Raw genomic sequence first — 22,914 nt, 5'->3', positions numbered from 1 at the left:
TTTTTATGGAATTTATGCTTGACACATTAAATTTAGATGAGATTAAAAAGTGGTCTGAAATTTTACCGCTAGCTGGGGTAACTTCAAATCCCACTATTGCAAAAAGAGAGGGTTCTATTAATTTTTTTGAACGAATCAAAGATGTAAGAGAATTGATTGGCTCTGCACCCTCTATTCATGTTCAGGTGATTTCTCAAGATTTTGAAGGCATCTTAAAGGATGCTCATGAAATTCGGAGACAAGCAGGAGATGATATATTTATCAAAGTACCTGTTACTCCAGCTGGATTACGTGCAATAAAGGTGCTAAAAAAAGAGGGCTACCCTATCACTGCAACAGCTATTTATACAGTTATTCAGGGATTATTAGCTATCGAAGCAGGAGCGGATTACCTAGCTCCATATTATAATAGAATGGAAAATCTGAACATTGATTCAAATTCTGTCATTCGTCAATTAGCTCTTGCTATTGATAGACAGAACTCTCCTAGTAAGATTTTAGCTGCATCCTTTAAAAATGTAGCACAAGTAAATAATGCTTTAGCTGCAGGTGCGCATGCTGTTACAGCAGGAGCAGATGTTTTTGAATCAGCTTTCGCCATGCCATCTATCCAAAAGGCGGTTGATGATTTTTCTGACGACTGGTTTGTTACTCAAAATAGTCGTTCCATTTAGATAGAGAGGAAACAAACATGAGAATTTTTGCTAGTCCTTCGAGATATATTCAAGGGGAAAATGCCTTGTTCGAAAATGCCAAATCAATATTGGATTTGGGAAATCGTCCGATTCTATTATGCGATCAGTTGGTTTATGATATTGTTGGAAAACGATTTGAAGATTACCTACATAGGTATGGTTTCCATATTGTTCTAGCCCAGTTTAATGGTGAAGCTTCTGACAATGAAATCAATCGAGTTGTTGCCTTGGCTGAGAAAGAAAATTGTGATAGTATTATCGGGCTCGGTGGTGGAAAGACGATTGATAGTGCAAAAGCTATTGCAGATTTGATTGAAAAACCTGTTATTATTGCTCCAACAATTGCATCGACCGACGCACCTGTATCTGCTTTATCTGTTATTTATACAGATGAAGGTGCATTTGATCATTATCTATTTTATTCTAAAAATCCAGATTTAGTTTTGGTTGATACAAAAGTTATTTCACAAGCTCCTAAGCGTTTATTAGCGTCTGGTATTGCAGATGGTTTAGCAACTTGGGTTGAGGCGCGTGCAGTTATGCAGGCAAATGGAAAAACTATGTTGGGACAAGAACAAACGTTGGCTGGAGTTGCAATTGCGAAGAAATGTGAAGAAACGCTGTTTGCAGATGGTTTACAGGCTATGGCAGCTTGTGAAGCTAAAGTGGTGACACCAGCATTAGAAAATATTGTTGAAGCTAATACTCTATTGAGTGGCCTAGGTTTTGAAAGTGGAGGATTGGCTGCGGCGCATGCAATTCATAATGGTTTTACTGCATTGACGGGTGACATTCATCATTTAACACATGGTGAAAAAGTAGCTTATGGAACTTTGGTACAACTTTTATTGGAAAATAGACCTAAAGAAGAACTTGATAAGTATATTGAGTTTTACAAAAAAATTGGTATGCCAACAACTCTAAAAGAAATGCATTTGGATCAAGTTGGATATGATGATTTAATAAAAGTTGGTAAACAAGCAACTATGGAGGGTGAGACAATCCATCAGATGCCGTTTAAGATTTCGCCTTCAGATGTTGCACAAGCCATTATCGCTGTAGATGCATATGTAAATTCGCAATAAACAATAGAGACTACTGTTTTACAAATGGTAGTCTTTTATTTATCCTCATATTGTATCCGAAGCTCTTTATAAATCAGGAAGTAATACAGGTTGTCAGCTATTTATTGTAAATACATTAATTAGTATTCCAGTCTTATCTTCGGTCTAAAATAAGTATTTTGTGCTATACGAGATAAGCTTCTTGGTTTACTCCTTGATTTTCTGCATAACAATGGGATAAAAAGTGGGAGATAGGGCAAGTCATAGTAATCAAAATTAATGAAATACAGTATACAGTTTTTTCTTTTAACACATTTCAAATTCCCTCAAAAATGGTATAATAGTAACATCACAAAATTGGAGAGAGACCATGAGTTTTTACAATCATAAAGAAATTGAGCCTAAGTGGCAGGGCTACTGGGCAGAACATCATACATTTAAGACTGGAACAGATGCGTCAAAACCTAAGTTTTATGCGCTTGATATGTTCCCTTATCCATCTGGAGCAGGTCTGCACGTAGGACACCCAGAAGGTTACACAGCAACGGATATCCTCAGCCGTTACAAACGTGCGCAAGGCTACAATGTCCTTCACCCAATGGGTTGGGATGCTTTTGGTTTGCCTGCAGAGCAATACGCTATGGATACTGGTAATGACCCAGCAGAATTTACAGCTGAGAACATTGCCAACTTCAAACGCCAAATCAATGCGCTTGGATTTTCTTATGACTGGGATCGTGAAGTCAATACAACAGATCCAAACTACTACAAATGGACTCAGTGGATCTTCACCAAGCTTTACGAAAAAGGCTTGGCCTATGAAGCGGAAGTGCCAGTAAACTGGGTTGAGGAATTGGGAACAGCCATCGCCAACGAAGAGGTTCTTCCTGACGGAACTTCTGAGCGTGGAGGCTATCCAGTTGTCCGCAAGCCAATGCGCCAATGGATGCTCAAAATTACGGCCTACGCAGAGCGCTTGCTCAATGACTTAGATGAACTTGATTGGCCAGAGTCTATCAAGGACATGCAACGCAACTGGATTGGGAAATCAACTGGTGCCAATGTAACTTTTAAAGTTAAGGGAACCGACAAGGAATTCACCGTCTTTACCACTCGTCCTGATACCCTTTTCGGTGCGACTTTCACTGTTTTGGCTCCTGAGCATGAACTAGTAGATGCCATCACAAGCACAGAGCAAGCAGAGGCAGTAGCAGACTACAAACACCAAGCTAGCCTTAAGTCTGACTTGGCTCGTACAGACCTTGCCAAAGAAAAAACTGGTGTTTGGACTGGTGCTTATGCCATCAACCCTGTCAATGGCAAGGAAATTCCAATCTGGATTGCGGATTACGTTCTTGCTAGTTATGGAACAGGTGCCGTTATGGCTGTACCTGCCCATGACCAACGTGACTGGGAATTTGCCAAACAATTTGACCTTCCAATCGTAGAAGTACTTGAAGGTGGAAATGTAGCAGAAGCTGCCTACACAGAGGATGGTCTTCATGTCAATTCAGACTTCCTAGATGGACTCAACAAAGAAGACGCTATTGCCAAGATTGTGGCTTGGTTGGAAGAAAAAGGCTGTGGACAAGAGAAGGTTACCTACCGTCTCCGCGACTGGCTCTTTAGCCGTCAACGTTACTGGGGTGAACCAATCCCAATCATTCATTGGGAAGATGGAACTTCAACAGCTGTTCCTGAAAATGAACTGCCGCTTGTCTTGCCTGTAACCAAGGATATCCGTCCTTCAGGTACTGGTGAAAGTCCACTAGCTAACTTGACAGATTGGCTTGAAGTGACTCGTGAAGATGGTGTCAAAGGTCGTCGTGAAACTAACACTATGCCACAATGGGCAGGTTCAAGCTGGTACTACCTCCGCTATATTGATCCACACAATACTGAGAAATTGGCTGATGAGGACCTTCTCAAACAATGGTTGCCAGTAGATATTTACGTGGGTGGTGCAGAGCATGCCGTTCTTCACTTGCTTTACGCTCGTTTCTGGCATAAATTCCTCTATGACCTCGGTGTCGTTCCAACTAAGGAACCATTCCAAAAACTCTTTAACCAAGGAATGATTTTGGGAACAAGCTACCGTGACCACCGTGGGGCTCTTGTGGCAACCGATAAGGTTGAAAAACGTGACGGTTCTTTCTTCCATGTGGAAACAGGGGAAGAGTTGGAGCAAGCACCAGCCAAGATGTCTAAATCTCTAAAGAACGTTGTCAACCCAGACGACGTGGTGGAACAATACGGTGCTGATACCCTTCGTGTCTATGAAATGTTTATGGGACCGCTTGATGCTTCAATCGCTTGGTCTGAAGAAGGTCTGGAAGGAAGCCGTAAGTTCCTTGACCGTGTTTACCGTTTGATTATGAGTAAGGAAATCCTTGCGGAAAACAATGGCGCTCTTGACAAGGTCTACAATGAAACAGTCAAATCTGTCACTGAGCAAATCGAGTCTATGAAATTCAACACAGCTATTGCCCAACTCATGGTCTTTGTCAATGCGGCTAACAAGGAAGACGAACTCTATGTGGACTACGCCAAAGGATTTATCCAATTGATTGCACCATTTGCTCCTCACTTGGCAGAAGAACTCTGGCAAACAGTTGCGGCAACAGGTGAGTCAATCTCTTACGTGGCTTGGCCAACATGGGACGAAAGCAAATTAGTTGAAGACGAAATCGAAATCGTTGTCCAAATCAAAGGTAAAGTCCGTGCCAAACTCATGGTCGCTAAAGATCTATCACGCGAAGAATTGCAAGAAATTGCTCTCGCTGATGAAAAGGTTAAAGCAGAAATTGACGGTAAGGACATCGTGAAAGTGATTAGTGTACCGAATAAATTGGTTAATATTGTTGTGAAATAAGATAGGAATCCTTCAGAGTAGAATCTGGAGGATTTTTTGAATCTTCTTATGAAAGTATGGTATACTATGGGCAACTATAAAGTTTGAAAAGTGAATCAAGGAGAAAACAATGCCAGTAAACGAATATGGTCAGATGATTGGGGAGTCAATGGAAGGTTATACACCGGGCGAATTGCCTTCTATTGATTTCTTAGAAGGGCGTTATGCTAGGGTAGAGGCTCTTTCGGTGGAAAAACATGCGGAGGATTTATTAGCTGTTTATGGTCCAGATACTCCTCGGGAGATGTGGACTTACCTCTTTCAGGAACCAGTGGCAGATATGGAGGAGCTGGTTAGCCTTTTAAATCAGATGTTGGCTCGTAAGGACCGTTTTTACTATGCGATTATAGACAAGGCGACTGGTAAGGCTTTGGGAACTTTTTCTCTCATGCGTATTGACCAGAATAACCGAGTAATAGAAGTGGGAGCTGTCACTTTTTCTTCAAAACTCAAGGGGACACGGATAGGGACAGAAGCCCAGTATCTCTTGGCTTGCTATGTCTTTGAGGAGCTTAACTATCGTCGCTATGAGTGGAAATGTGATTCTCTTAATCTGCCATCCAGACGAGCTGCGGAGCGTTTGGGCTTTATTTATGAAGGAACCTTCCGTCAGGCAGTGGTTTATAAGGGGCGTACGAGGGATACGGATTGGTTGTCTATGATTGATAAGGACTGGCCTCAAGTCAAAACTCGTTTGGAAACATGGTTGCGTCCTGAAAATTTTGATAAAAATCGACGGCAGTACAAGAGCTTGAGAGAACTCTAAGAGGTGTTGAGATGATTACTATTAAAAAGCAAGAAATTGTCAAGCTAGAGGATATTTTGCATCTCTATCAGGCAGTCGGTTGGACAAATTATACCCATCAACCAGAGATGCTGGAGCAGGCCTTATCTCATTCATTAGTGATTTATGTGGCACTTGATGGTGATGCTGTGGTGGGCTTGATTCGTTTGGTTGGAGATGGATTTTCATCAGTTTTTGTACAGGATTTGATTGTTTTGCCTAGCTATCAGCGCCAAGGGATTGGTAGCTCCTTGATGAAAGAGGCTTTAAAGGATTACAAAGAGGCCTATCAAGTCCAGCTGGTGACAGAAGAGACAGAAAGAACCTTGGGATTCTATCGTTCTATGGGCTTTGAAATCTTATCCACCTATAATTGTATAGGGATGACTTGGGCGAATCGAGAAAAATAGCAAAACTTGTTTTTTCTTAAGCAAAGTTTAAGGATGGTCTAGTATCATATAGTCATTAAATAAAGACCTCCTAACTTTATTTAATGAAATCCTAAAATTTTTTTCATCATAATCTCCTAATGAAGTCACCTAATCAGGTGACTTTTTTGTGGGGTGAGGTGATGTTGATAGAAATTTTTTCAGAATGGTAGAATTTGAGAAAAGTTAAGCTAGTTTTAAGCTTTGTCTTGTATCATATAGTTATTAAATAAAGACCTCCTAACTTTATTTAATAAAATCCTAAACTTTTCTTTTTCATAATAATCTCCCTTAACTCCACCCAATCAGGTGGAGTTTTTTGGCTCTATTTCAGGCTTTTTGGGACTATTCTAAAAATAATTTTTCGATATTTTTCGGTATTTTTCGGATTTTGGTCGGGGAATTGGCGGGGACTTTTTGAGATTTTGGCGGGGATTTTTTTAGCGAATATAACTAAGAAATAGGCTTGCTGTTACTTCAGCTACTTCAAACTCAATTTGATTGTAAGTGACTGTTAATTGAAGGACTGGAACTGCTGTAATAATGATTTTGCTTGTCTAGTAGTGGCGTATTAAATGAGAAGTGACATATAAGATTGTATCTTCGTTTACTAAATCAAAATTTCTATGAAATTGATAGAATCTCTAATTTTCTCTTAAACTTGAAAGTCTTGTTGTAAAGCGATTAAAGCTTGAAAAGCCGAGAATATAAACCTTTGACAAATTTTGTGAACTATGGGATAATAAAAAGGAATTAAGTATTGTGTCTATATCATAGGCTAGAAAAGACCCCAAGCTCACGTCCAAATAAGCTTGGGGTCTTTTTGACACTATTTGTCCTTGTTTAGCCATTTATCGACTATATGAAGAACGACACCGACCACAATTGGTCCGATGATAGTTTTAAGTATTGTATCCATCATGGGCTATCTCACCTCCTTTCGCAGGCGGTGTAGCAGTGCCGTAGAATATTAGACCACATAAGTGCTAAACTCGGGAGTCGCCCAATTAGGTGGCTTTTTTGTTTGTGGCTTGGATTTTTGATATAATAGAGCCATGAATAGAATTTTAGACAATGAGATAATAGGGGACGAGGAGTTAGTAGAACGCACGCTCCGTCCTCAGTACTTACGTGAATATATTGGACAGGATAAGGTCAAGGACCAGCTCCAAATCTTTATCGAAGCTGCCAAAATGAGAGATGAAGCGCTGGATCATGTCCTCTTATTTGGACCTCCAGGTCTGGGGAAAACGACCATGGCTTTTGTTATTGCCAATGAATTGGGAGTAAATCTCAAGCAGACTTCGGGTCCAGTCATTGAAAAAGCCGGTGATCTGGTAGCGATTTTGAATGACTTAGAGCCTGGGGATGTCCTTTTTATTGATGAGATTCATCGCTTGCCCATGTCGGTGGAAGAGGTGCTTTATAGTGCTATGGAGGACTTCTACATAGATATTATGATTGGGGCTGGTGAGGGTAGTCGCAGTGTTCATTTGGAGTTGCCACCTTTTACCTTGATTGGTGCGACGACTCGGGCTGGTATGCTCTCAAATCCACTACGGGCACGTTTTGGGATTACAGGTCATATGGAGTATTATGCTCATGCTGACTTGACGGAAATTGTTGAGCGGACGGCAGATATTTTTGAGATGGAAATCACTCATGAGGCAGCATCTGAGTTGGCCCTACGTAGTCGTGGGACCCCTCGTATTGCCAATCGTCTCCTCAAGCGCGTGCGCGATTTTGCCCAGATAATGGGAAATGGGGTTATCGATGATCTTACTACCGATAAGGCTTTGACTATGCTGGATGTTGACCATGAAGGTCTGGACTATGTGGATCAAAAAATCCTTCGTACCATGATTGAGATGTACGGTGGTGGCCCTGTCGGATTAGGAACTCTTTCTGTTAACATAGCAGAAGAGCGTGAGACAGTTGAAGACATGTATGAGCCCTACTTGATTCAAAAAGGCTTTATCATGCGGACGCGGTCTGGACGGGTGGCGACTGCTAAGGCATATGATCACTTAGGTTATGAATACAATGAAAAATGAGCAAGAAATCCTAAATGCTTTTAGAAAAAATCCAGATATGATGGCTATTCTGACTATCATACGAAACCTTGGTCTGAAAGACTCGTGGTTGGCAGCGGGTTCTGTCAGAAATTTTATCTGGAATCTCTTGTCAGACAAATCCCCTTTTGACTGTGAAACAGATGTAGATGTTATTTTCTTTGATCCAGATATTTCTTATGAGGAAACCTTGTCCCTAGAGAAAAAGCTGAGAGAGGACTTCCCTCAGTACCAGTGGGAATTGAAAAATCAAGTCTATATGCACCAGCACAGTCCTCACACTTCTCCCTATACCAGTTCTCGTGATGCTATGAGTAAGTATCCAGAACGATGTACGGCTGTTGGACTACGCTTGAATGAAGAATCAGATTTTGAACTCTATGCACCTTATGGTTTGGAGGATATTGTGAATTTTCAAGTTCGTCCAACTCCTTATTTCTTAGAAAATGAAGACCGAATGGAACTTTATCAAACACGTCTATCCAAGAAAAATTGGCAGGAGAAATGGAAAAATTTGATTTTTAAAACTTCTTAAGGAAACTTTAAGCTAGGGAGTGTATACTAAGTCCATAAGTTAAGAAGACCTTAACTTAAACTCCTAAAACTTTTTCATAATAATCTCCCTATAAAAAATAAAGTCGCCCAATCAGGCGGCTTATTTTTTTGAAAAAAGGGCTTGGTGCCTGAGAATAATACTCAATGAAAATCAAAGTGTAAACTAGGAAGCTAACCGCAGGTTGCTCAAAACACTGTTTTGAGGTTGCAGATAGAGCTGACGTGGTTTGAAGAGATTTTCGAAGAGTATAAATAGCTTAGTGATAGAAGAAAATGGGGAAATATGGTATAATGAAACGATAGATTTTTGAATAGGAATAAGATCATGTTTGGATTTTTTAAGAAAGATAAGGCTGTGGAAGTAGAGGTTCCGACACAGGTTCCTGCTCATATCGGCATCATCATGGATGGGAATGGCCGTTGGGCTAAAAAACGTATGCAGCCGCGGGTTTTTGGGCACAAGGCGGGCATGGAAGCGTTGCAAACTGTGACCAAGGCAGCCAACAAACTGGGTGTCAAGGTTATTACAGTTTATGCTTTTTCTACGGAAAATTGGACCCGTCCAGATCAGGAAGTCAAGTTTATCATGAACTTGCCAGTAGAGTTTTATGATAATTATGTCCCGGAACTGCATGCGAATAATGTTAAGATTCAAATGATTGGGGAGACAGACCGCCTGCCTAAGCAAACCTTTGAAGCTCTGACTAAGGCTGAGGAATTGACTAAGAACAACACAGGATTGATTCTTAATTTTGCCCTCAACTATGGTGGACGTGCTGAGATTACACAGGCTCTTAAGTTGATTTCCCAGGATGTGTTAGATGCCAAAATCAACCCAGGTGACATCACAGAGGAATTGATTGGTAATTATCTTTTTACCCAGCATTTACCTAAGGACTTGCGAGATCCGGACTTGATTATCCGTACTAGTGGAGAATTGCGTTTGAGCAATTTCCTTCCATGGCAGGGAGCCTATAGTGAGCTTTATTTTACGGACACCTTGTGGCCTGATTTTGACGAGGCAGCCTTGCAGGAAGCCATTCTTGCCTACAATCGTCGTCATCGCCGATTTGGAGGAGTTTAGGAGGAAATATGACACAGGATTTACAGAAAAGAACCTTGTTTGCAGGGATTGCCCTGGCTATTTTCCTACCAATTTTAATGATTGGTGGTCTCTTGCTTCAGATAGCAATTGGAATCATAGCCATGCTAGCCATGCATGAACTTTTGAAGATGAGAGGTCTAGAGACCATGACGATGGAGGGCCTCTTAACCCTCTTTGCAACCTTTGCCTTGACCATTCCCTTGGAGAATTACCTGACTTTTTTGCCAGTTGATGGGAATGTGGTTGCCTATAGTGTTTTGATTTCAATCATGTTAGGAACGACTGTGTTTAGCAAGTCTTATACGATTGAGGATGCGGTTTTCCCTCTTGCTATGAGCTTCTATGTGGGCTTTGGTTTTAATGCTCTATTAGATGCTAGAATTGCAGGTTTAGATAAGGCGCTTTTGGCCTTGTGTATCGTCTGGGCGACAGACAGTGGTGCCTATCTTGTTGGGATGAACTATGGGAAACGAAAGTTAGCACCAAGGGTATCGCCTAATAAAACCCTTGAGGGTGCCTTGGGTGGTATTTTAGGTGCTATTTTAGTAACCATCATCTTTATGATGTTTGACAGTACAGTTGCTCTTCCGTATGGAATTTACAAGATGTCAGTCTTTGCTATTTTCTTTAGCATTGCTGGACAATTTGGTGATTTACTAGAAAGTTCGATCAAGCGTCACTTTGGTGTTAAGGATTCTGGGAAATTTATTCCTGGACATGGTGGTGTTTTGGATCGTTTCGATAGTATGTTGCTTGTATTTCCAATCATGCACTTGTTTGGACTCTTTTAATCAAAAGACGGAGGAAATACTATGCTCGGAATTTTAACCTTTATTCTGGTTTTCGGGATTATTGTGGTGGTGCATGAGTTTGGGCACTTCTACTTTGCCAAGAAATCAGGGATTCTAGTCCGTGAATTTGCCATTGGTATGGGGCCAAAAATCTTTGCTCATATTGGCAAGGATGGAACGGCCTATACCATTCGGATCTTACCTCTAGGTGGCTATGTTCGTATGGCCGGTTGGGGTGATGATACCACTGAAATCAAGACAGGAACTCCTGTCAGTTTGACGCTTACTGATGATGGTAAGGTTAAACGCATCAATCTTTCAGGTAAAAAATTAGATCAAACAGCCCTCCCTATGCAGGTGACCCAGTTTGATTTTGAAGATAAGCTCTTTATCAAGGGCTTGGTTCTGGAAGAAGAAAAAACATTTGCAGTAGATCACGATGCAACGGTTGTGGAAGCAGATGGTACTGAGGTTCGGATTGCTCCCTTGGATGTTCAATATCAAAATGCGACTATCTGGGGGAAACTGATTACCAACTTTGCAGGTCCTATGAACAACTTTATCTTAGGTGTCGTTGTTTTCTGGATTTTAATCTTCATGCAGGGTGGAGTCAGAGATGTCGATACCAACCAGTTCCATGTCATGCCCCAAGGGGCCTTGGCTAAGGTGGGAGTATCAGAAACGGCACAGATTACCAAGATTGGCTCACATGAGATTAGCAACTGGGAAAGTTTGATTCAGGCTGTGGAAACAGAAACCAAAGGTAAGACAGCCCCGACCTTGGATGTGACTATTTCTGAAAAGGGTAGTGACAAACAAGTCACTGTTACTCCGGAAGAAAGTCAAGGGCGTTACCTTCCAGGTGTTCAACCGGGGATTAAGTCAGATTTTCTATCCATGTTTGTAGGTGGTTTTACAACTGCTGCTGACTCGGCTCTACGAATTCTCTCAGCTCTGAAAAACCTGATTTTCCAACCGGATTTGAACAAGCTAGGTGGACCTGTTGCCATCTTTAAGGCAAGTAGTGATGCTGCTAAAAATGGAATTGAGAATGTCTTGTACTTCTTGGCAATGATTTCCATCAATATCGGGATTTTTAATCTTATTCCGATTCCAGCTCTGGATGGTGGTAAGATTGTGCTCAATATCCTGGAAGCCATTCGCCGCAAACCATTGAAACAAGAAATTGAAACCTATGTCACCTTGGCCGGAGTGGTCATCATGGTTGTCTTGATGATTGCTGTGACCTGGAATGACATCATGCGACTCTTTTTTAGATAATCGAGGAATATTATGAAACAAAGTAAAATGCCTATCCCAACGCTTCGCGAAATGCCAAGCGATGCTCAAGTTATCAGCCACGCTCTTATGTTGCGAGCTGGTTATGTTCGTCAAGTCTCAGCAGGTGTTTATTCTTACCTACCACTTGCTAATCGTGTGATTGAAAAAGCTAAAAATATCATGCGCCAAGAATTCGACAAGATTGGTGCCGTTGAGATGTTGGCTCCTGCTCTTCTTAGTGCAGAATTGTGGCGCGAATCAGGTCGTTACGAAACTTATGGTGAGGACCTTTACAAACTAAAAAACCGTGAAAAATCAGACTTTATCTTAGGTCCAACTCACGAAGAAACCTTTACAGCTATTGTCCGCGATTCTGTTAAGTCTTATAAGCAATTGCCACTCAACCTTTACCAAATCCAGCCTAAGTATCGTGATGAAAAACGCCCACGTAATGGACTTCTCCGTACACGTGAGTTTATCATGAAGGATGCTTACAGTTTCCACGCTAATTATGATAGCTTGGACAGTGTTTACGATGAGTACAAGGCCGCTTATGAGCGTATTTTCACTCGTAGTGGTTTAGACTTCAAGGCTATCATTGGTGACGGTGGAGCCATGGGTGGTAAGGACAGCCAAGAATTTATGGCCATTACACCTGCTCGTACAGACCTTGACCGCTGGGTTGTCTTGGACAAGTCAGTTGCCTCATTTGACGAAATTCCTGCAGAAGTGCAAGAAGAAATCAAGGCAGAATTGCTCAAATGGATGGTCTCTGGTGAAGATACCATTGCTTACTCAAGTGAGTCTAGCTATGCGGCTAACTTAGAAATGGCAACAAACGAGTACAAACCAAGCAACCGTGTTGTTGCCGAAGAAGAAGTGGCTCGTGTTGCAACGCCAGATGTTAAATCAATCGATGAAGTGGCAGCCTTCCTCAACGTTCCGGAAGAACAAACAATTAAAACCCTCTTCTACATGGCAGATGGTGAACTTGTTGCAGCCCTTCTAGTTGGAAATGACCAACTCAACGAAGTTAAATTGAAAAACTACTTGGGAGCAGATTTCTTTGACGTTGCTAGCGAAGAAGAAGTGGCGAATCTTATTCAAGCAGGATTCGGTTCACTTGGCCCAGTTGGTTTGCCAGAGAATGTTAAAGTCATCGCAGACCGTAAGGTGCAAGATGTTCGCAATGCAGTTGTCGGTGCTAACGAAGATGGCTACCACTTGACTGGTGTGAACCCAGGTCGTGATTTTACTGCAGAATATGTGGATATCCGTGAAGTTCGTGAGGGTGAAATTTCCCCAGACGGACAAGGTGTCCTTAACTTTGCGCGTGGTATCGAAATTGGTCACATCTTCAAACTCGGCACTCGCTATTCAGCAAGCATGGGAGCAGATGTCTTGGATGAAAATGGTCGTGCTGTGCCAATTATCATGGGATGTTACGGTATCGGTGTCAGCCGTCTCCTTTCAGCAGTGATGGAGCAACACGCTCGCCTCTTTGTTAACAAAACGCCAAAAGGTGAATACCGTTACGCTTGGGGAATCAACTTCCCTAAAGAATTGGCACCATTTGATGTGCACTTGATCACTGTCAATGTCAAGGATGATGAAGCGCAAGCCTTGACAGAAAAGCTTGAAGCAAGCTTGATGGGAGCTGGTTACGAAGTCTTGACAGATGACCGTAACGAACGTGTTGGTGTTAAATTCAGCGATAGTGACTTGATTGGATTGCCAATCCGTATCACTGTTGGTAAAAAAGCGGCCGATGGCATCGTAGAAGTGAAGATTAAAGCGACTGGTGACACCATCGAAGTTCATGCAGATAACTTGCTTGAAACGCTTGAAATTCTCAGCAAGAAATAAAAACTATAATCAGAAGAAAAACAAGGAAAAAATGTAACTAGTTTTTACCTTGTTTTTTCTGTATAATGGGAAAAATGAGTAGATAAAGAGGTAAATGTATGCTAAGATTTCCAAAGGATTTTGTCTGGGGATCCTCTACTTCTGGACCACAAACAGAAGGACGTGTAGCTGGTGACGGTAAGGGAGATAATCTCTGGGATTATTGGTACCAAGTGGAGCCAAATCGTTACTATAATGGAATTGGTCCAGATAAGACATCGACCTTTTATGAAAATTGGGAACAGGATATTGAGCTTTTGTTAGAAACTGGTCACACGGCCTTTCGGACTTCTATTCAGTGGTCACGGATTTTTCCACAAGGGCGTGGAAAAGTCAACCCTCAAGGTGTAGCCTTTTACCGTAAGGTCTTTGAGGCTATTAAGGCTAAAGGGATTCGTCTTTTAGTCAATCTTTATCATTTTGATCTGCCTTTTGCCCTTCAAGAGGATGGTGATGGTTGGGAAAATAAGGCGACTGTCTCAGCCTATGAAGACTATGCTCGTTTTTGTTTTGAGACTTATGGAGATCTAGTGGATCAATGGATTACCTTTAACGAGCCCATCGTTCCTGTAGAGTTTGGCTATTTTTACGATGCCCATTATCCGCATAAGGTGGATGCAGAAGCTGCCGTTAAAGTAGCTTATCACACACAATTGGCTAGCAGTCGAGCGGTCAAGGCTTGTCATGAACTTTTGCCTGATTCCAAGATTGGGATTGTCCTCAACTTGACACCGGCTTATCCACGTAGCCAGCATCCTGCTGATGTCAAGGCTGCTCGTATTGCGGACCTTTTTCAAGCCCAATCTTTCTTAGATCCGTCTGTCTTGGGGACCTATCCACAGGAGTTGGTAGAAATCTTGCATGAATACGGTCTCTTACCTGATACTACGGAGGAGGAGTTGGAACTCATTCGTGACAATACGGTAGACTTCCTTGGTGTCAACTACTATCAACCTTTGCGTGTTATGGCACCTCGATTTGCTAAGCATCCAGAGAGTCCACTCTTACCAGAACATTTTTACGAACCTTATGTTATGCCTGGACGTAAAATCAATCCTCACCGTGGTTGGGAGATTTATGAGCAGGGGATTTATGACATTGCCCAAAATATCAAGGAAAATTATGGTAATATTGAGTGGATGTTGACAGAGAATGGCATGGGTGTTGAGGGGGAAGAAAAATTCCGTCAAGATGGGATGATTCAAGATGATTACCGTATTGACTTTGTAAAAGGTCATCTTCGTGAACTTCACCGAGCCATTGAAGATGGAGCCAATTGTAAGGGCTACTTGATTTGGACCTTTATTGACTGCTGGTCATGGCTCAATAGCTATAAAAATCGCTATGGTTTGGTCGAATTAGACTTGGAAACGCAAGAACGTCGTCTGAAGAAATCAGGGCACTGGTTCAAGGAACTAAGTGATAATAATGGATTTTAAAAAGGACTCTGACTAATGATTTTAATTAGTCAGAGTTTTTTGCTTACAAGAGCTTAATTTGAACTATACCAATTTTTACTCTTGACAAGTGAAAGAAACAAGTATATACTGTTTTTGCTGATTCTATAAAAGATAAATTAGACTATACCAATTTTAAGGAGAAAGCACAGCTTGCCTGTGTCGTAGATACTATGTGTGGAATTGTTGGTGTTGTTGGAAACACAAATGCAACTGATATTTTGATTCAAGGGCTTGAAAAGCTCGAATACCGTGGTTATGATTCTGCGGGGATTTTTGTCCTAGGTGGTGCTGAGAATCATTTGGTGAAGGCTGTTGGTCGTATCGCAGAATTGTCTGCCAAGACAGCTGATGTTGAGGGAACAACTGGTATTGGACATACTCGTTGGGCTACTCACGGAAAACCAACGGAAGACAATGCTCACCCACACCGCTCTGAGACAGAACGTTTTGTCTTGGTTCACAATGGGGTGATTGAGAACTACCTTGAAATCAAGGAAGAATACCTTGCAGGTCACCACTTCAAAGGGCAAACAGATACTGAAATCGCTGTTCACTTGATTGGAAAATTTGCGGAAGAAGATGGCTTGTCAGTTCTTGAAGCCTTCAAAAAAGCTCTTCACATCATCCATGGTTCTTATGCCTTTGCCTTGGTTGACTCACAAGATCCTGAAGTCATCTACGTGGCTAAAAATAAATCACCACTTTTGATTGGGCTTGGAGAAGGCTACAACATGGTCTGCTCAGATGCCATGGCTATGATTCGTGAAACCAACCAATACATGGAAATCCATGACCAAGAGTTGGTAATCGTCAAGGCTGATAGCGTCGAAGTGCAAGACTATGATGGAAATAGTCGTGAGCGTGCTAGCTACACTGCTGAGCTAGACTTATCTGATATCGGTAAGGGAACTTATCCTTACTACATGCTCAAGGAAATCGATGAGCAACCAACGGTTATGCGTAAACTCATCCAAGCCTACACAGATGAGGCTGGTCAAGTTGTCGTAGACCCAGCTATCATCCAGGCTGTTCAAGACGCAGACCGTATCTACATCCTTGCAGCTGGGACATCTTACCACGCAGGATTTGCTTCTAAGAAAATGTTGGAAGAATTGACAGATACACCAGTTGAACTTGGAATCTCATCTGAGTGGGGCTACGGTATGCCACTTCTCAGCAAGAAACCACTCTTCATCTTTATCAGCCAGTCTGGTGAAACAGCGGATAGCCGTCAGGTTTTGGTCAAGGCTAATGAAATGGGAATCCCAAGCTTAACAGTGACAAATGTCCCAGGTTCAACTCTTTCACGTGAAGCCAATCATACCATGCTCCTTCATGCAGGTCCTGAAATTGCCGTAGCATCAACCAAGGCCTATACAGCGCAAATTGCAGCCCTTGCCTTCTTAGCAAAAGCAGTCGGAGAAGCAAATGGCAATGCTAAAGCGCAAGCCTTTGATTTAGTTCATGAGTTGTCAATCGTAGCTCAGTCTATCGAATCAACTCTTTCAGAGAAAGAAACCATCGAAGCCAAGGTTCGTGAGCTTCTTGAAACAACTCGTAACGCCTTTTACATTGGACGTGGTCAAGATTACTATGTAGCCATGGAAGCAAGTCTCAAACTCAAAGAGATTTCTTACATCCAGTGTGAAGGCTTTGCGGCAGGAGAACTCAAGCACGGAACCATTGCCTTGATTGAAGAAGGAACGCCTGTTTTGGCCCTCTTGTCAGATCCAGTCCTTGCCAACCATACTCGTGGAAATATCCAAGAGGTCGCAGCCCGTGGTGCCAAGGTTCTCACTATTGCAGAAGAAAATGTTGCCAAAGATACAGACGACATCGTTCTTACGACCGTCCACCCTTACCTCTCACCAATCTCAATGGTTGTGCCAACACAATTAGTCGCTTACTTTGCAACACTCCACCGTGGTCTCGATGTGGACAAACCACGTAACCTTGCTAAGTCAGTAACGGTAGAATAAGCTAAAAAAGTCTAGTTATCTAGGCTTTTTCTTGTGAGCAAATAGGTTGCTTGTACTCAAGATTCGTGTTAGAATAATTTTTCAAATTGAAGGACAGAAATAGACAGGGAGTATCAAAATGGTAGAATTGGGAATTTCAACATTTGGGGAAACAACGGAGCTTGAAGGGACTGGACAGACTTACAGTCATGCTGAACGCATTCGTCAGTTGGTGGCAGAGATTGAATTGGCTGACAAAGTTGGTTTGGACGTGTATGGGATTGGTGAGCATCATCGGGAAGACTTTGCGGTATCAGCCCCAGAGATTGTTCTGGCCGCTGGGGCAGTTAATACCAAGAAAATCCGTTTGACCAGTGCAGTCAGCATTCTCTCGAGCATGGATCCGATTCGCTTGTTCCAACAGTATGCCACTATCGATGCTTTATCAAATGGACGAGCGGAGATTATGGCCGGAAGGGGTTCTTTCACGGAATCTTTTCCCTTGTTTGGCTATGATTTGAAAGACTACGAATCCCTTTTTGATGAGAAATTAGATTTGCTTCAGTTAGTCAATGAAAAGACCAAGTTAGACTGGCAAGGTCGATTGACCCAAACAATCTCTGGCAAAGAAGTTTATCCTCGTCCAGTTCAGGATCGATTACCCTTATGGATAGCGACAGGTGGTCATGTCGAATCAACAGTGAAGATTGCTCAGGCAGGCTTGCCGATTGTCTATGCCATTATTGGTGGCAATCCGCGTTATTTTAAAAAGTTGATTCAGGCTTATCGTGAGATTGGGAGCGAAGTGGGTCATGCCAGTCATGAACTAAAGGTTGGAGCCCATTCTTGGGGTTGGATTGCTGAAGATGGCGAGCAGGCTGTAAAAGATTATTTCCATCCGACTAAGCAAGTAGTGGATGCTATTTCCAAAGACCGTCCGCACTGGCAGGAATTGCGTTATGAGCAATATTTGGAGCAAGTTGGGCCAAATGGTGCTATGTTTGTGGGCAATCCAGATCAGGTAGCCGAAAAATTGATTCGCATGATTGAAGATCTAGGTTTGGACCGCTTTATGCTCCATCTACCGCTTGGTTCCATGCCTCATGATCAGGTTCTGAGAGCTATTGAACTTTTCGGAACGCAAGTGGCTCCAAAAGTACGGGCTTATTTTACCATGACAGAGGCTTAATAAAAAATCCTAATCAAGTTTATTAGGACAACAAATATTGTACAAAAATCAATCCCCCAAGCGTTAAGTCTAGGGGGATTTTTCTATAGGAGGGCTAGTTTATACTCTTCCAAAATCTCTTCAAACCACGTCAGCTTCCATCTGCATCCTCAAAGCAGTGCTTTGAGCAGCCTGAGGCTAGCTTGCTCTTTGATTTTCATTGAGTTTTAGTTCTCTTTTTTGTTTTTTAGTAAAGCGAGACCTAGAAGGGCGAGGAGACTAATTCCTGCAAACAGAAGTTTGTTATCGTTGTGCTTAGTTATATCTAGTTATATCTAGCTAAGCAAAGGTTATACAGTAGCAGTTTTAGCTAACCCATTCACCGTTTTCATTGACCAAATAGCCTTCAACTCTTGTATTAACTGCAAGTTTACCTGATGAATCAACATAGTACCATTTGCCAGAAACTTCAAACCATTGATTTTCTTTCATAGCTCCTGATGGCTCAAGATAGTACCAAGTATCTCCATCCTTAACCCAACCGGTTGACATAGAACCGTTACTATTTAGGAAGTACCAAACATTGCCATCTTTTACCCAACCAGTTACCATAGAGCCATCATCTTTTAGATAATACCAAGTATCTCCATCTTTCACCCAACCAGTAGCTAGAGAACCATCTGCTTTATGGAGATACCAGATACCATTTTCTTGTTTCCAACTAGCTTTAGTTGCCTGATTTGGAGTTTCCGGTTTCTTATTTGTATAAGCTGGGGTGTAGGAAGTTACAATAGCTTGTGTAGAAGTAGCTGGAAGTGATTGAGTATTATTGTCTTTATGTGGTTGTGAAGCTTGTGAATCAGTTGTAGCTTGGCTAGGTTTGTTTTCTGCATCGGCTACTGTTGCAGATGGTTTAGTAGAATCAGGTTTAGTTTGTGGAGCTGGATCTTGATGTGCAGGGTGAGAAGCTTCATTTTGATGTTCAGGCTTGGAAGGGCTTGAGTCTGGTTTTTCTTCCACAGCTGGGGCAACGATGGCACCACCTTGAGAGACTCGAAGAACAGTAGCTGTAAGGGCATTCAATTTCAAACCTTTTTCAGTCCATTTAAGCCCTTGAGGGTTGGCAATTCCTACTGGTCCTGCTTGGTTTTCATCTGCCAAAACTTCAGCATTTCTTAGATGGGCAAAGGCAGTTCCCAAATTAAATTCGCGAGCTTTTTCATCCGCATTGACAAAGACTGCGTAGATATCACCGTTTGGAGCAGTAATTTGGTAGCCAATCACTACATCCTCTTTTTCCACACCATTTTGACCTGGGACAGTGATGAGGTGGACACGGTCTTTGATATCTTGGAGACTCTTAAGTCGGAAGGCATCTGTAGATTGACGAAGGGCAATCAAACCTTTCATATAGTTACGGCTCTTGACATTTTCAGGATAAGCTTTACTATCTGTAGCCTTAGTCCAGTCAAACTTGTTGACTGCATCGCTAGAATCGTAAGAATCATGGATGAAGTAAGGATAGTCAAATGGGTTGCCGTCCTTATCACGCAACAAGTGAGATTTGTTTGGTTGTTTGTCCTCTGCTACTGGAGTCTTGTAGGCTGGGTCACGGAATTGTTTGGTGCGACCATATTCCTGACCAGAGTGGATAAATGGAGTTCCTTGAGCTGTCAAGACCATGAGATTTCCAAGTCGCAAACGACGGTGGATTTCAGCATAGTTCTCAGCCTTGCTTGGGTCTTTTTTGATAGACTGGGCAATGATGTCAAAGAGGGTCAAGTTATCATGGGCTGCGATGTATTGGATGACATCTCCAGGATTGTCTGCTTCAAAGTTGGTTGGCTGAGCAATGAGATTTTTGAAGACAGTGTTGACATCACGCTTGCCACCTGTGATAAAGGCAGGTTGACCTTCATTTGGATAACCAGACTTGAGGTTGTTACGGATGTCATCTGAGAAGACAGCGACAGTATCGGTATGTTTCATCCAATCTTGGTCAGCTGCTTTAGTAGGCATGTTTTCATCACCGGCATAGGTTCTCCAACCTTCACCCAGCATGATGAGATTTGGATTGAGGGCGCGTGCAGCCTTATAAGCTTCTTCGATAGAAGCCGCATCATGGTCTCCCATCATATCGAAGCGGAATCCATCTACTTTGTAGGTATCGACTAGGTATTTGATAGAATCAACTAGGAGCCGTTTGGTCATATGGTGAGTTGTCCCCAAACGTCCACCACCAAAGCTAGTTCGAGGTGTTCCGTCAGCATCCATAAAGTGGTAGTAGTTTGGCTCTAGGTCTTCAAAGAGATCGACTTTGGCTGTATGGTTATACACTACGTCCAGGATAGCTCCCATGCCACGTTTGTGGATTTCGTTGATGAGGTTTTTAAACTCTGCGATTCGTTTTTCTGGATTTTTAGGATCGCTTGAATACATACCAGTCAATGAGAAGTAGTTTTGAGGATCATATCCCCAGTTGTAGTTGCTGTTGCTTGAAGCATAGTCAGACAAGCGTTCATGGTTTTTCAATTCATTGACAAAGTAGTAAGACAAGACTGGAAGGAGCTGGATGTGGGTTACCCCCAAGTCTTTGAGATAGTCTAGTTTTTCAATAAAGGCTTCAAAGGTACCAAATGGTTTGGTCAAGTCTTTTGCAATGGCAGGATCTGAAGTGAAGTCACGCACATGAGCTTCGTAGATAACGGCATCTTCACGAGTCTTGAAGTTGTGAATCTTACCATAAGTCAAGTCTTGAGGTCCTAGTTTAGCTGGATCTACAAAGGCAGCTTTAGCCACTTTATGGGAAGCGTCTGTTTTTGCAAGATCGCTGTTCCAAGCAGCGAGGGACTTAGCGTAAGGATCGAGTGCAAGAACAGTTTTACCTTGACGCTCAATTTGGTATTGATAATAGTATCCAGTGAAATCCGTGATTCCTAATTTGTTTGTGCTATCTAGAGTTTGTTTCCAAGTTCCTCTTTCCCCTTTTTCAAGAGCGACAGTTCCAACCACTTTTTCAGGGTCATTCTTGTCGTAGACAACAACAGAAACCTTATCAGCACTTGGTGACCAAAGAGTCAAATCAACTTGTTTTCCTTCTTCTTTTAAGTCAGCTCCAAGTTTGCCATCATAGCTGTAAGTCTCATCTTTAAGGCGCCAGCTTGTTTTGGTAGTGAAGTGGTCGGAATTGTAGCTAACAGTATATGGATGTTTTGTATCTGAGAAATCTCCGCTGTAAGTCACTTTCTTACCAGCTTCATCGATTGCAACATCGGTGATAGTTACCTTGTTTCCTAGGTGATTAGTGATGTTGGAGTGCTTGAGGATATCCTCTTTTTTGGCACCGACTAGTGTTGAAAAACTACTTTCAATGCTAGAAGTGCCTACGTGTTGGGCTCCTGTCATACGGATATCATGGACATAGTATGGATTTGTGTAAATTGATTCATCATCGTCTTTTAGGAAAATTTGGCTATGATTTTTCAAATCTGTGAACTTATAATCTTCTTTACGGATCTTCACGTCGTCTCCTTGTTTACTCTCATCTAGTAATAAAAAGCCGAATTCTTTGGCGGCATCCTTAAGAGGAATGTCGATATAGCGGCCATATTTGCCTGTAGCCGTAAAGTCTGTTCCGTCAGGCCATTGAGCGCTACTTGGATTTTTCACATCTCCCCAGTACCAGAGAGATTTCTTGTCATAGTTGCCGTCAGTGCGGTAATAGTTGACGCGAACAGTTCCTGCAGGTTGTGGCTCGTAAGAGAAAACCTTGTAATCTTGGTCCAACCAAGCCTCGTTCATTTTTGGAACTAGTTTTTCGACCGATTTATCGCCGGTTAGATTTTTTCCAGCTGTATTATTGATGAGGAAGCTAATCTTCTTGGCTTGTTCTCCCTTTAATTTAACATCTAGGTAGTAGCCGTAGTCGTCTTTTTTAGCATCCTTAAAAGACAGGGCTCCGTTTGGCCAGTTTTCAGATGGTTTTTCAACATCGTCCCAAGTCCATAGTCCTTGAGCATCCTTGTTTTCTTCAGGAAGTTTTTTGACATGGATACGGAAGTAGTTGTCTTCGATTGGCTCTTCTGCCTTAGTTTCAGTCGTTACTGGACTCGTAGAAGTAGTTGGTTCACTTGAACGATCTTGCCCGGTTTGTGGTGCTGAATCGACTGGGATTGCAACAGGAGTGGTTGGCTCTGTTGCAGGTTTTTCTTCTTTTTTCTCTAGGGAAGCGTTTGCATTGTCAGGTGAAGAAAAATCGCTTTCGTTCTTGCCAGCGATGTTTGTTGCATCAGTAAGAGATTGAGTAAGGGCAGTAGTAGTTTCACTATTACTTGCGTTAGTGGTTGGTGTACTTTCGTCGGCTGAGATAGTTGGTGTGGCCATGGCAAGTAGGACAAGACTTGCTCCGATAAGGACAGAACCAGTTCCATTTTTGAGGGAACGGATGCTGTAGACCATTTTTTTCTCAGTTTGAGCTGGTGTTTTTCTCATAATGATTCTCCAATCAATAAATTTCTATATCAGTATAGCATGTAGTAAAACAATATGCAAGCGTTTTCTTTAGTTTGTCAAAGAAATTCTTACTTTTGAGAAGTTTTCTGTACTATTTTATATATCAGTATAAATGACGGAGATAAAAATGTCACATAAGCAAAGCCGTATTATTAGGAAGATGATGTGTTCCCAGCTATTTTTATTCAGAAATTGATCTCTAATATTTCTTTAAAAAGTTCATCT

16 protein-coding genes are annotated in these 22,914 nt (G+C 42.0%); 14 read left to right on the top strand and 2 right to left on the bottom strand.

Going from position 1 to position 22,914, the window contains the following annotated elements; all coding sequences use genetic code 11:
- Positions 1-5 precede the first annotated feature (5 nt).
- From HT711_RS04965 to HT711_RS04945, 5 genes are all read left to right on the top strand, one after another.
- Positions 6-674, top strand: coding sequence for a fructose-6-phosphate aldolase (locus HT711_RS04965; protein ID WP_049524614.1), 669 nt, complete (start codon positions 6-8; stop codon positions 672-674).
- 17 nt (positions 675-691) lie between these two features.
- Positions 692-1,780, top strand: a complete 1,089-nt coding sequence (locus tag HT711_RS04960; RefSeq protein WP_173213327.1) for a glycerol dehydrogenase — start codon at positions 692-694, stop codon at positions 1,778-1,780.
- A gap of 349 nt (positions 1,781-2,129) precedes the next feature.
- Positions 2,130-4,631, top strand: a complete 2,502-nt coding sequence (gene leuS / locus HT711_RS04955; RefSeq protein WP_173249793.1) for a leucine--tRNA ligase — start codon at positions 2,130-2,132, stop codon at positions 4,629-4,631.
- A gap of 109 nt (positions 4,632-4,740) precedes the next feature.
- On the top strand, positions 4,741-5,436 hold the full coding sequence (locus tag HT711_RS04950) for a GNAT family protein (RefSeq protein WP_173249792.1): 696 nt from the start codon (positions 4,741-4,743) through the stop codon (positions 5,434-5,436).
- A gap of 11 nt (positions 5,437-5,447) precedes the next feature.
- Positions 5,448-5,864 (top strand): GNAT family N-acetyltransferase, encoded by a 417-nt coding sequence (locus HT711_RS04945; RefSeq protein WP_173249791.1) that lies wholly within the window; start codon positions 5,448-5,450, stop codon positions 5,862-5,864.
- Positions 5,865-6,711: 847 nt separating this feature from the next.
- On the opposite strand, the gene HT711_RS04940 is transcribed toward HT711_RS04945, so the two are convergent.
- A complete protein-coding gene (locus HT711_RS04940) occupies positions 6,712-6,804 on the bottom strand; it encodes a type I toxin-antitoxin system Fst family toxin (protein ID WP_173225186.1) in 93 nt (30 codons plus the stop codon).
- A gap of 133 nt (positions 6,805-6,937) precedes the next feature.
- Here HT711_RS04940 and ruvB point away from each other — a divergent pair, with 133 nt between their 5' ends.
- The 9 genes from ruvB to HT711_RS04895 all read left to right on the top strand — a co-directional run bounded on the left by ruvB (position 6,938) and on the right by HT711_RS04895 (position 18,198).
- Positions 6,938-7,936, top strand: a complete 999-nt coding sequence (gene ruvB / locus HT711_RS04935; protein WP_188111569.1) for a Holliday junction branch migration DNA helicase RuvB — start codon at positions 6,938-6,940, stop codon at positions 7,934-7,936.
- Positions 7,917-8,489, top strand: a complete 573-nt coding sequence (locus tag HT711_RS04930) for a nucleotidyltransferase family protein (protein WP_173234387.1) — start codon at positions 7,917-7,919, stop codon at positions 8,487-8,489. Before ruvB ends, HT711_RS04930 begins: the two co-directional genes overlap by 20 nt.
- 345 nt (positions 8,490-8,834) lie before the next feature.
- Positions 8,835-9,593, top strand: a complete 759-nt coding sequence (locus tag HT711_RS04925) for an isoprenyl transferase (RefSeq protein ID WP_000466719.1) — start codon at positions 8,835-8,837, stop codon at positions 9,591-9,593.
- An 8-nt stretch (positions 9,594-9,601) separates the two neighbouring features.
- Entirely contained in the window at positions 9,602-10,405 is an 804-nt protein-coding gene (locus HT711_RS04920) for a phosphatidate cytidylyltransferase (RefSeq protein WP_173234389.1), read from the top strand.
- A 21-nt stretch (positions 10,406-10,426) separates the two neighbouring features.
- Entirely contained in the window at positions 10,427-11,686 is a 1,260-nt protein-coding gene (gene rseP / locus HT711_RS04915) for an RIP metalloprotease RseP (protein ID WP_173249790.1), read from the top strand.
- 12 nt (positions 11,687-11,698) lie between these two features.
- A complete protein-coding gene (locus tag HT711_RS04910; protein ID WP_173249789.1) occupies positions 11,699-13,552 on the top strand; it encodes a proline--tRNA ligase in 1,854 nt (617 codons plus the stop codon).
- A gap of 98 nt (positions 13,553-13,650) precedes the next feature.
- On the top strand, positions 13,651-15,030 hold the full coding sequence (bglA, locus tag HT711_RS04905; protein ID WP_164226900.1) for a 6-phospho-beta-glucosidase: 1,380 nt from the start codon (positions 13,651-13,653) through the stop codon (positions 15,028-15,030).
- A gap of 191 nt (positions 15,031-15,221) precedes the next feature.
- Positions 15,222-17,030 (top strand): glutamine--fructose-6-phosphate transaminase (isomerizing), encoded by a 1,809-nt coding sequence (glmS, locus tag HT711_RS04900; protein WP_164226899.1) that lies wholly within the window; start codon positions 15,222-15,224, stop codon positions 17,028-17,030.
- Positions 17,031-17,148: 118 nt separating this feature from the next.
- Complete coding sequence (locus HT711_RS04895; RefSeq protein WP_173234400.1) at positions 17,149-18,198, top strand: LLM class flavin-dependent oxidoreductase; 1,050 nt, start codon at positions 17,149-17,151, stop codon at positions 18,196-18,198.
- 345 nt (positions 18,199-18,543) lie between these two features.
- On the opposite strand, the gene HT711_RS04880 is transcribed toward HT711_RS04895, so the two are convergent.
- The gene (locus HT711_RS04880) at positions 18,544-22,668 is read right to left on the bottom strand and encodes a pullulanase (RefSeq protein WP_240148984.1); all 4,125 of its coding nucleotides are present in this window, start codon (positions 22,666-22,668) and stop codon (positions 18,544-18,546) included.
- Positions 22,669-22,914 lie beyond the last annotated feature (246 nt).

Source organism: Streptococcus sp. 1032 (genome assembly GCF_013277015.1).
GTDB lineage: Bacteria > Bacillota > Bacilli > Lactobacillales > Streptococcaceae > Streptococcus.
Note: the sequence above shows the minus strand (reverse complement) of the source record. Positions and strands in the feature narration are given on the sequence as shown.

What these genes read in the sequence shown, in the direction of transcription:
- HT711_RS04965 (WP_049524614.1), top strand. Translation starts at nt 6, where the DNA reads ATGGAATTTATGCTTGACACATTAAATTTAGATGAGATTAAAAAGTGG.
- HT711_RS04960 (WP_173213327.1), top strand. Translation starts at nt 692, where the DNA reads ATGAGAATTTTTGCTAGTCCTTCGAGATATATTCAAGGGGAAAATGCC.
- leuS (WP_173249793.1), top strand. Translation starts at nt 2,130, where the DNA reads ATGAGTTTTTACAATCATAAAGAAATTGAGCCTAAGTGGCAGGGCTAC.
- HT711_RS04950 (WP_173249792.1), top strand. Translation starts at nt 4,741, where the DNA reads ATGCCAGTAAACGAATATGGTCAGATGATTGGGGAGTCAATGGAAGGT.
- HT711_RS04945 (WP_173249791.1), top strand. Translation starts at nt 5,448, where the DNA reads ATGATTACTATTAAAAAGCAAGAAATTGTCAAGCTAGAGGATATTTTG.
- HT711_RS04940 (WP_173225186.1), bottom strand. Translation starts at nt 6,804, where the DNA reads ATGATGGATACAATACTTAAAACTATCATCGGACCAATTGTGGTCGGT.
- ruvB (WP_188111569.1), top strand. Translation starts at nt 6,938, where the DNA reads ATGAATAGAATTTTAGACAATGAGATAATAGGGGACGAGGAGTTAGTA.
- HT711_RS04930 (WP_173234387.1), top strand. Translation starts at nt 7,917, where the DNA reads ATGAATACAATGAAAAATGAGCAAGAAATCCTAAATGCTTTTAGAAAA.
- HT711_RS04925 (WP_000466719.1), top strand. Translation starts at nt 8,835, where the DNA reads ATGTTTGGATTTTTTAAGAAAGATAAGGCTGTGGAAGTAGAGGTTCCG.
- HT711_RS04920 (WP_173234389.1), top strand. Translation starts at nt 9,602, where the DNA reads ATGACACAGGATTTACAGAAAAGAACCTTGTTTGCAGGGATTGCCCTG.
- rseP (WP_173249790.1), top strand. Translation starts at nt 10,427, where the DNA reads ATGCTCGGAATTTTAACCTTTATTCTGGTTTTCGGGATTATTGTGGTG.
- HT711_RS04910 (WP_173249789.1), top strand. Translation starts at nt 11,699, where the DNA reads ATGAAACAAAGTAAAATGCCTATCCCAACGCTTCGCGAAATGCCAAGC.
- bglA (WP_164226900.1), top strand. Translation starts at nt 13,651, where the DNA reads ATGCTAAGATTTCCAAAGGATTTTGTCTGGGGATCCTCTACTTCTGGA.
- glmS (WP_164226899.1), top strand. Translation starts at nt 15,222, where the DNA reads ATGTGTGGAATTGTTGGTGTTGTTGGAAACACAAATGCAACTGATATT.
- HT711_RS04895 (WP_173234400.1), top strand. Translation starts at nt 17,149, where the DNA reads ATGGTAGAATTGGGAATTTCAACATTTGGGGAAACAACGGAGCTTGAA.
- HT711_RS04880 (WP_240148984.1), bottom strand. Translation starts at nt 22,668, where the DNA reads ATGAGAAAAACACCAGCTCAAACTGAGAAAAAAATGGTCTACAGCATC.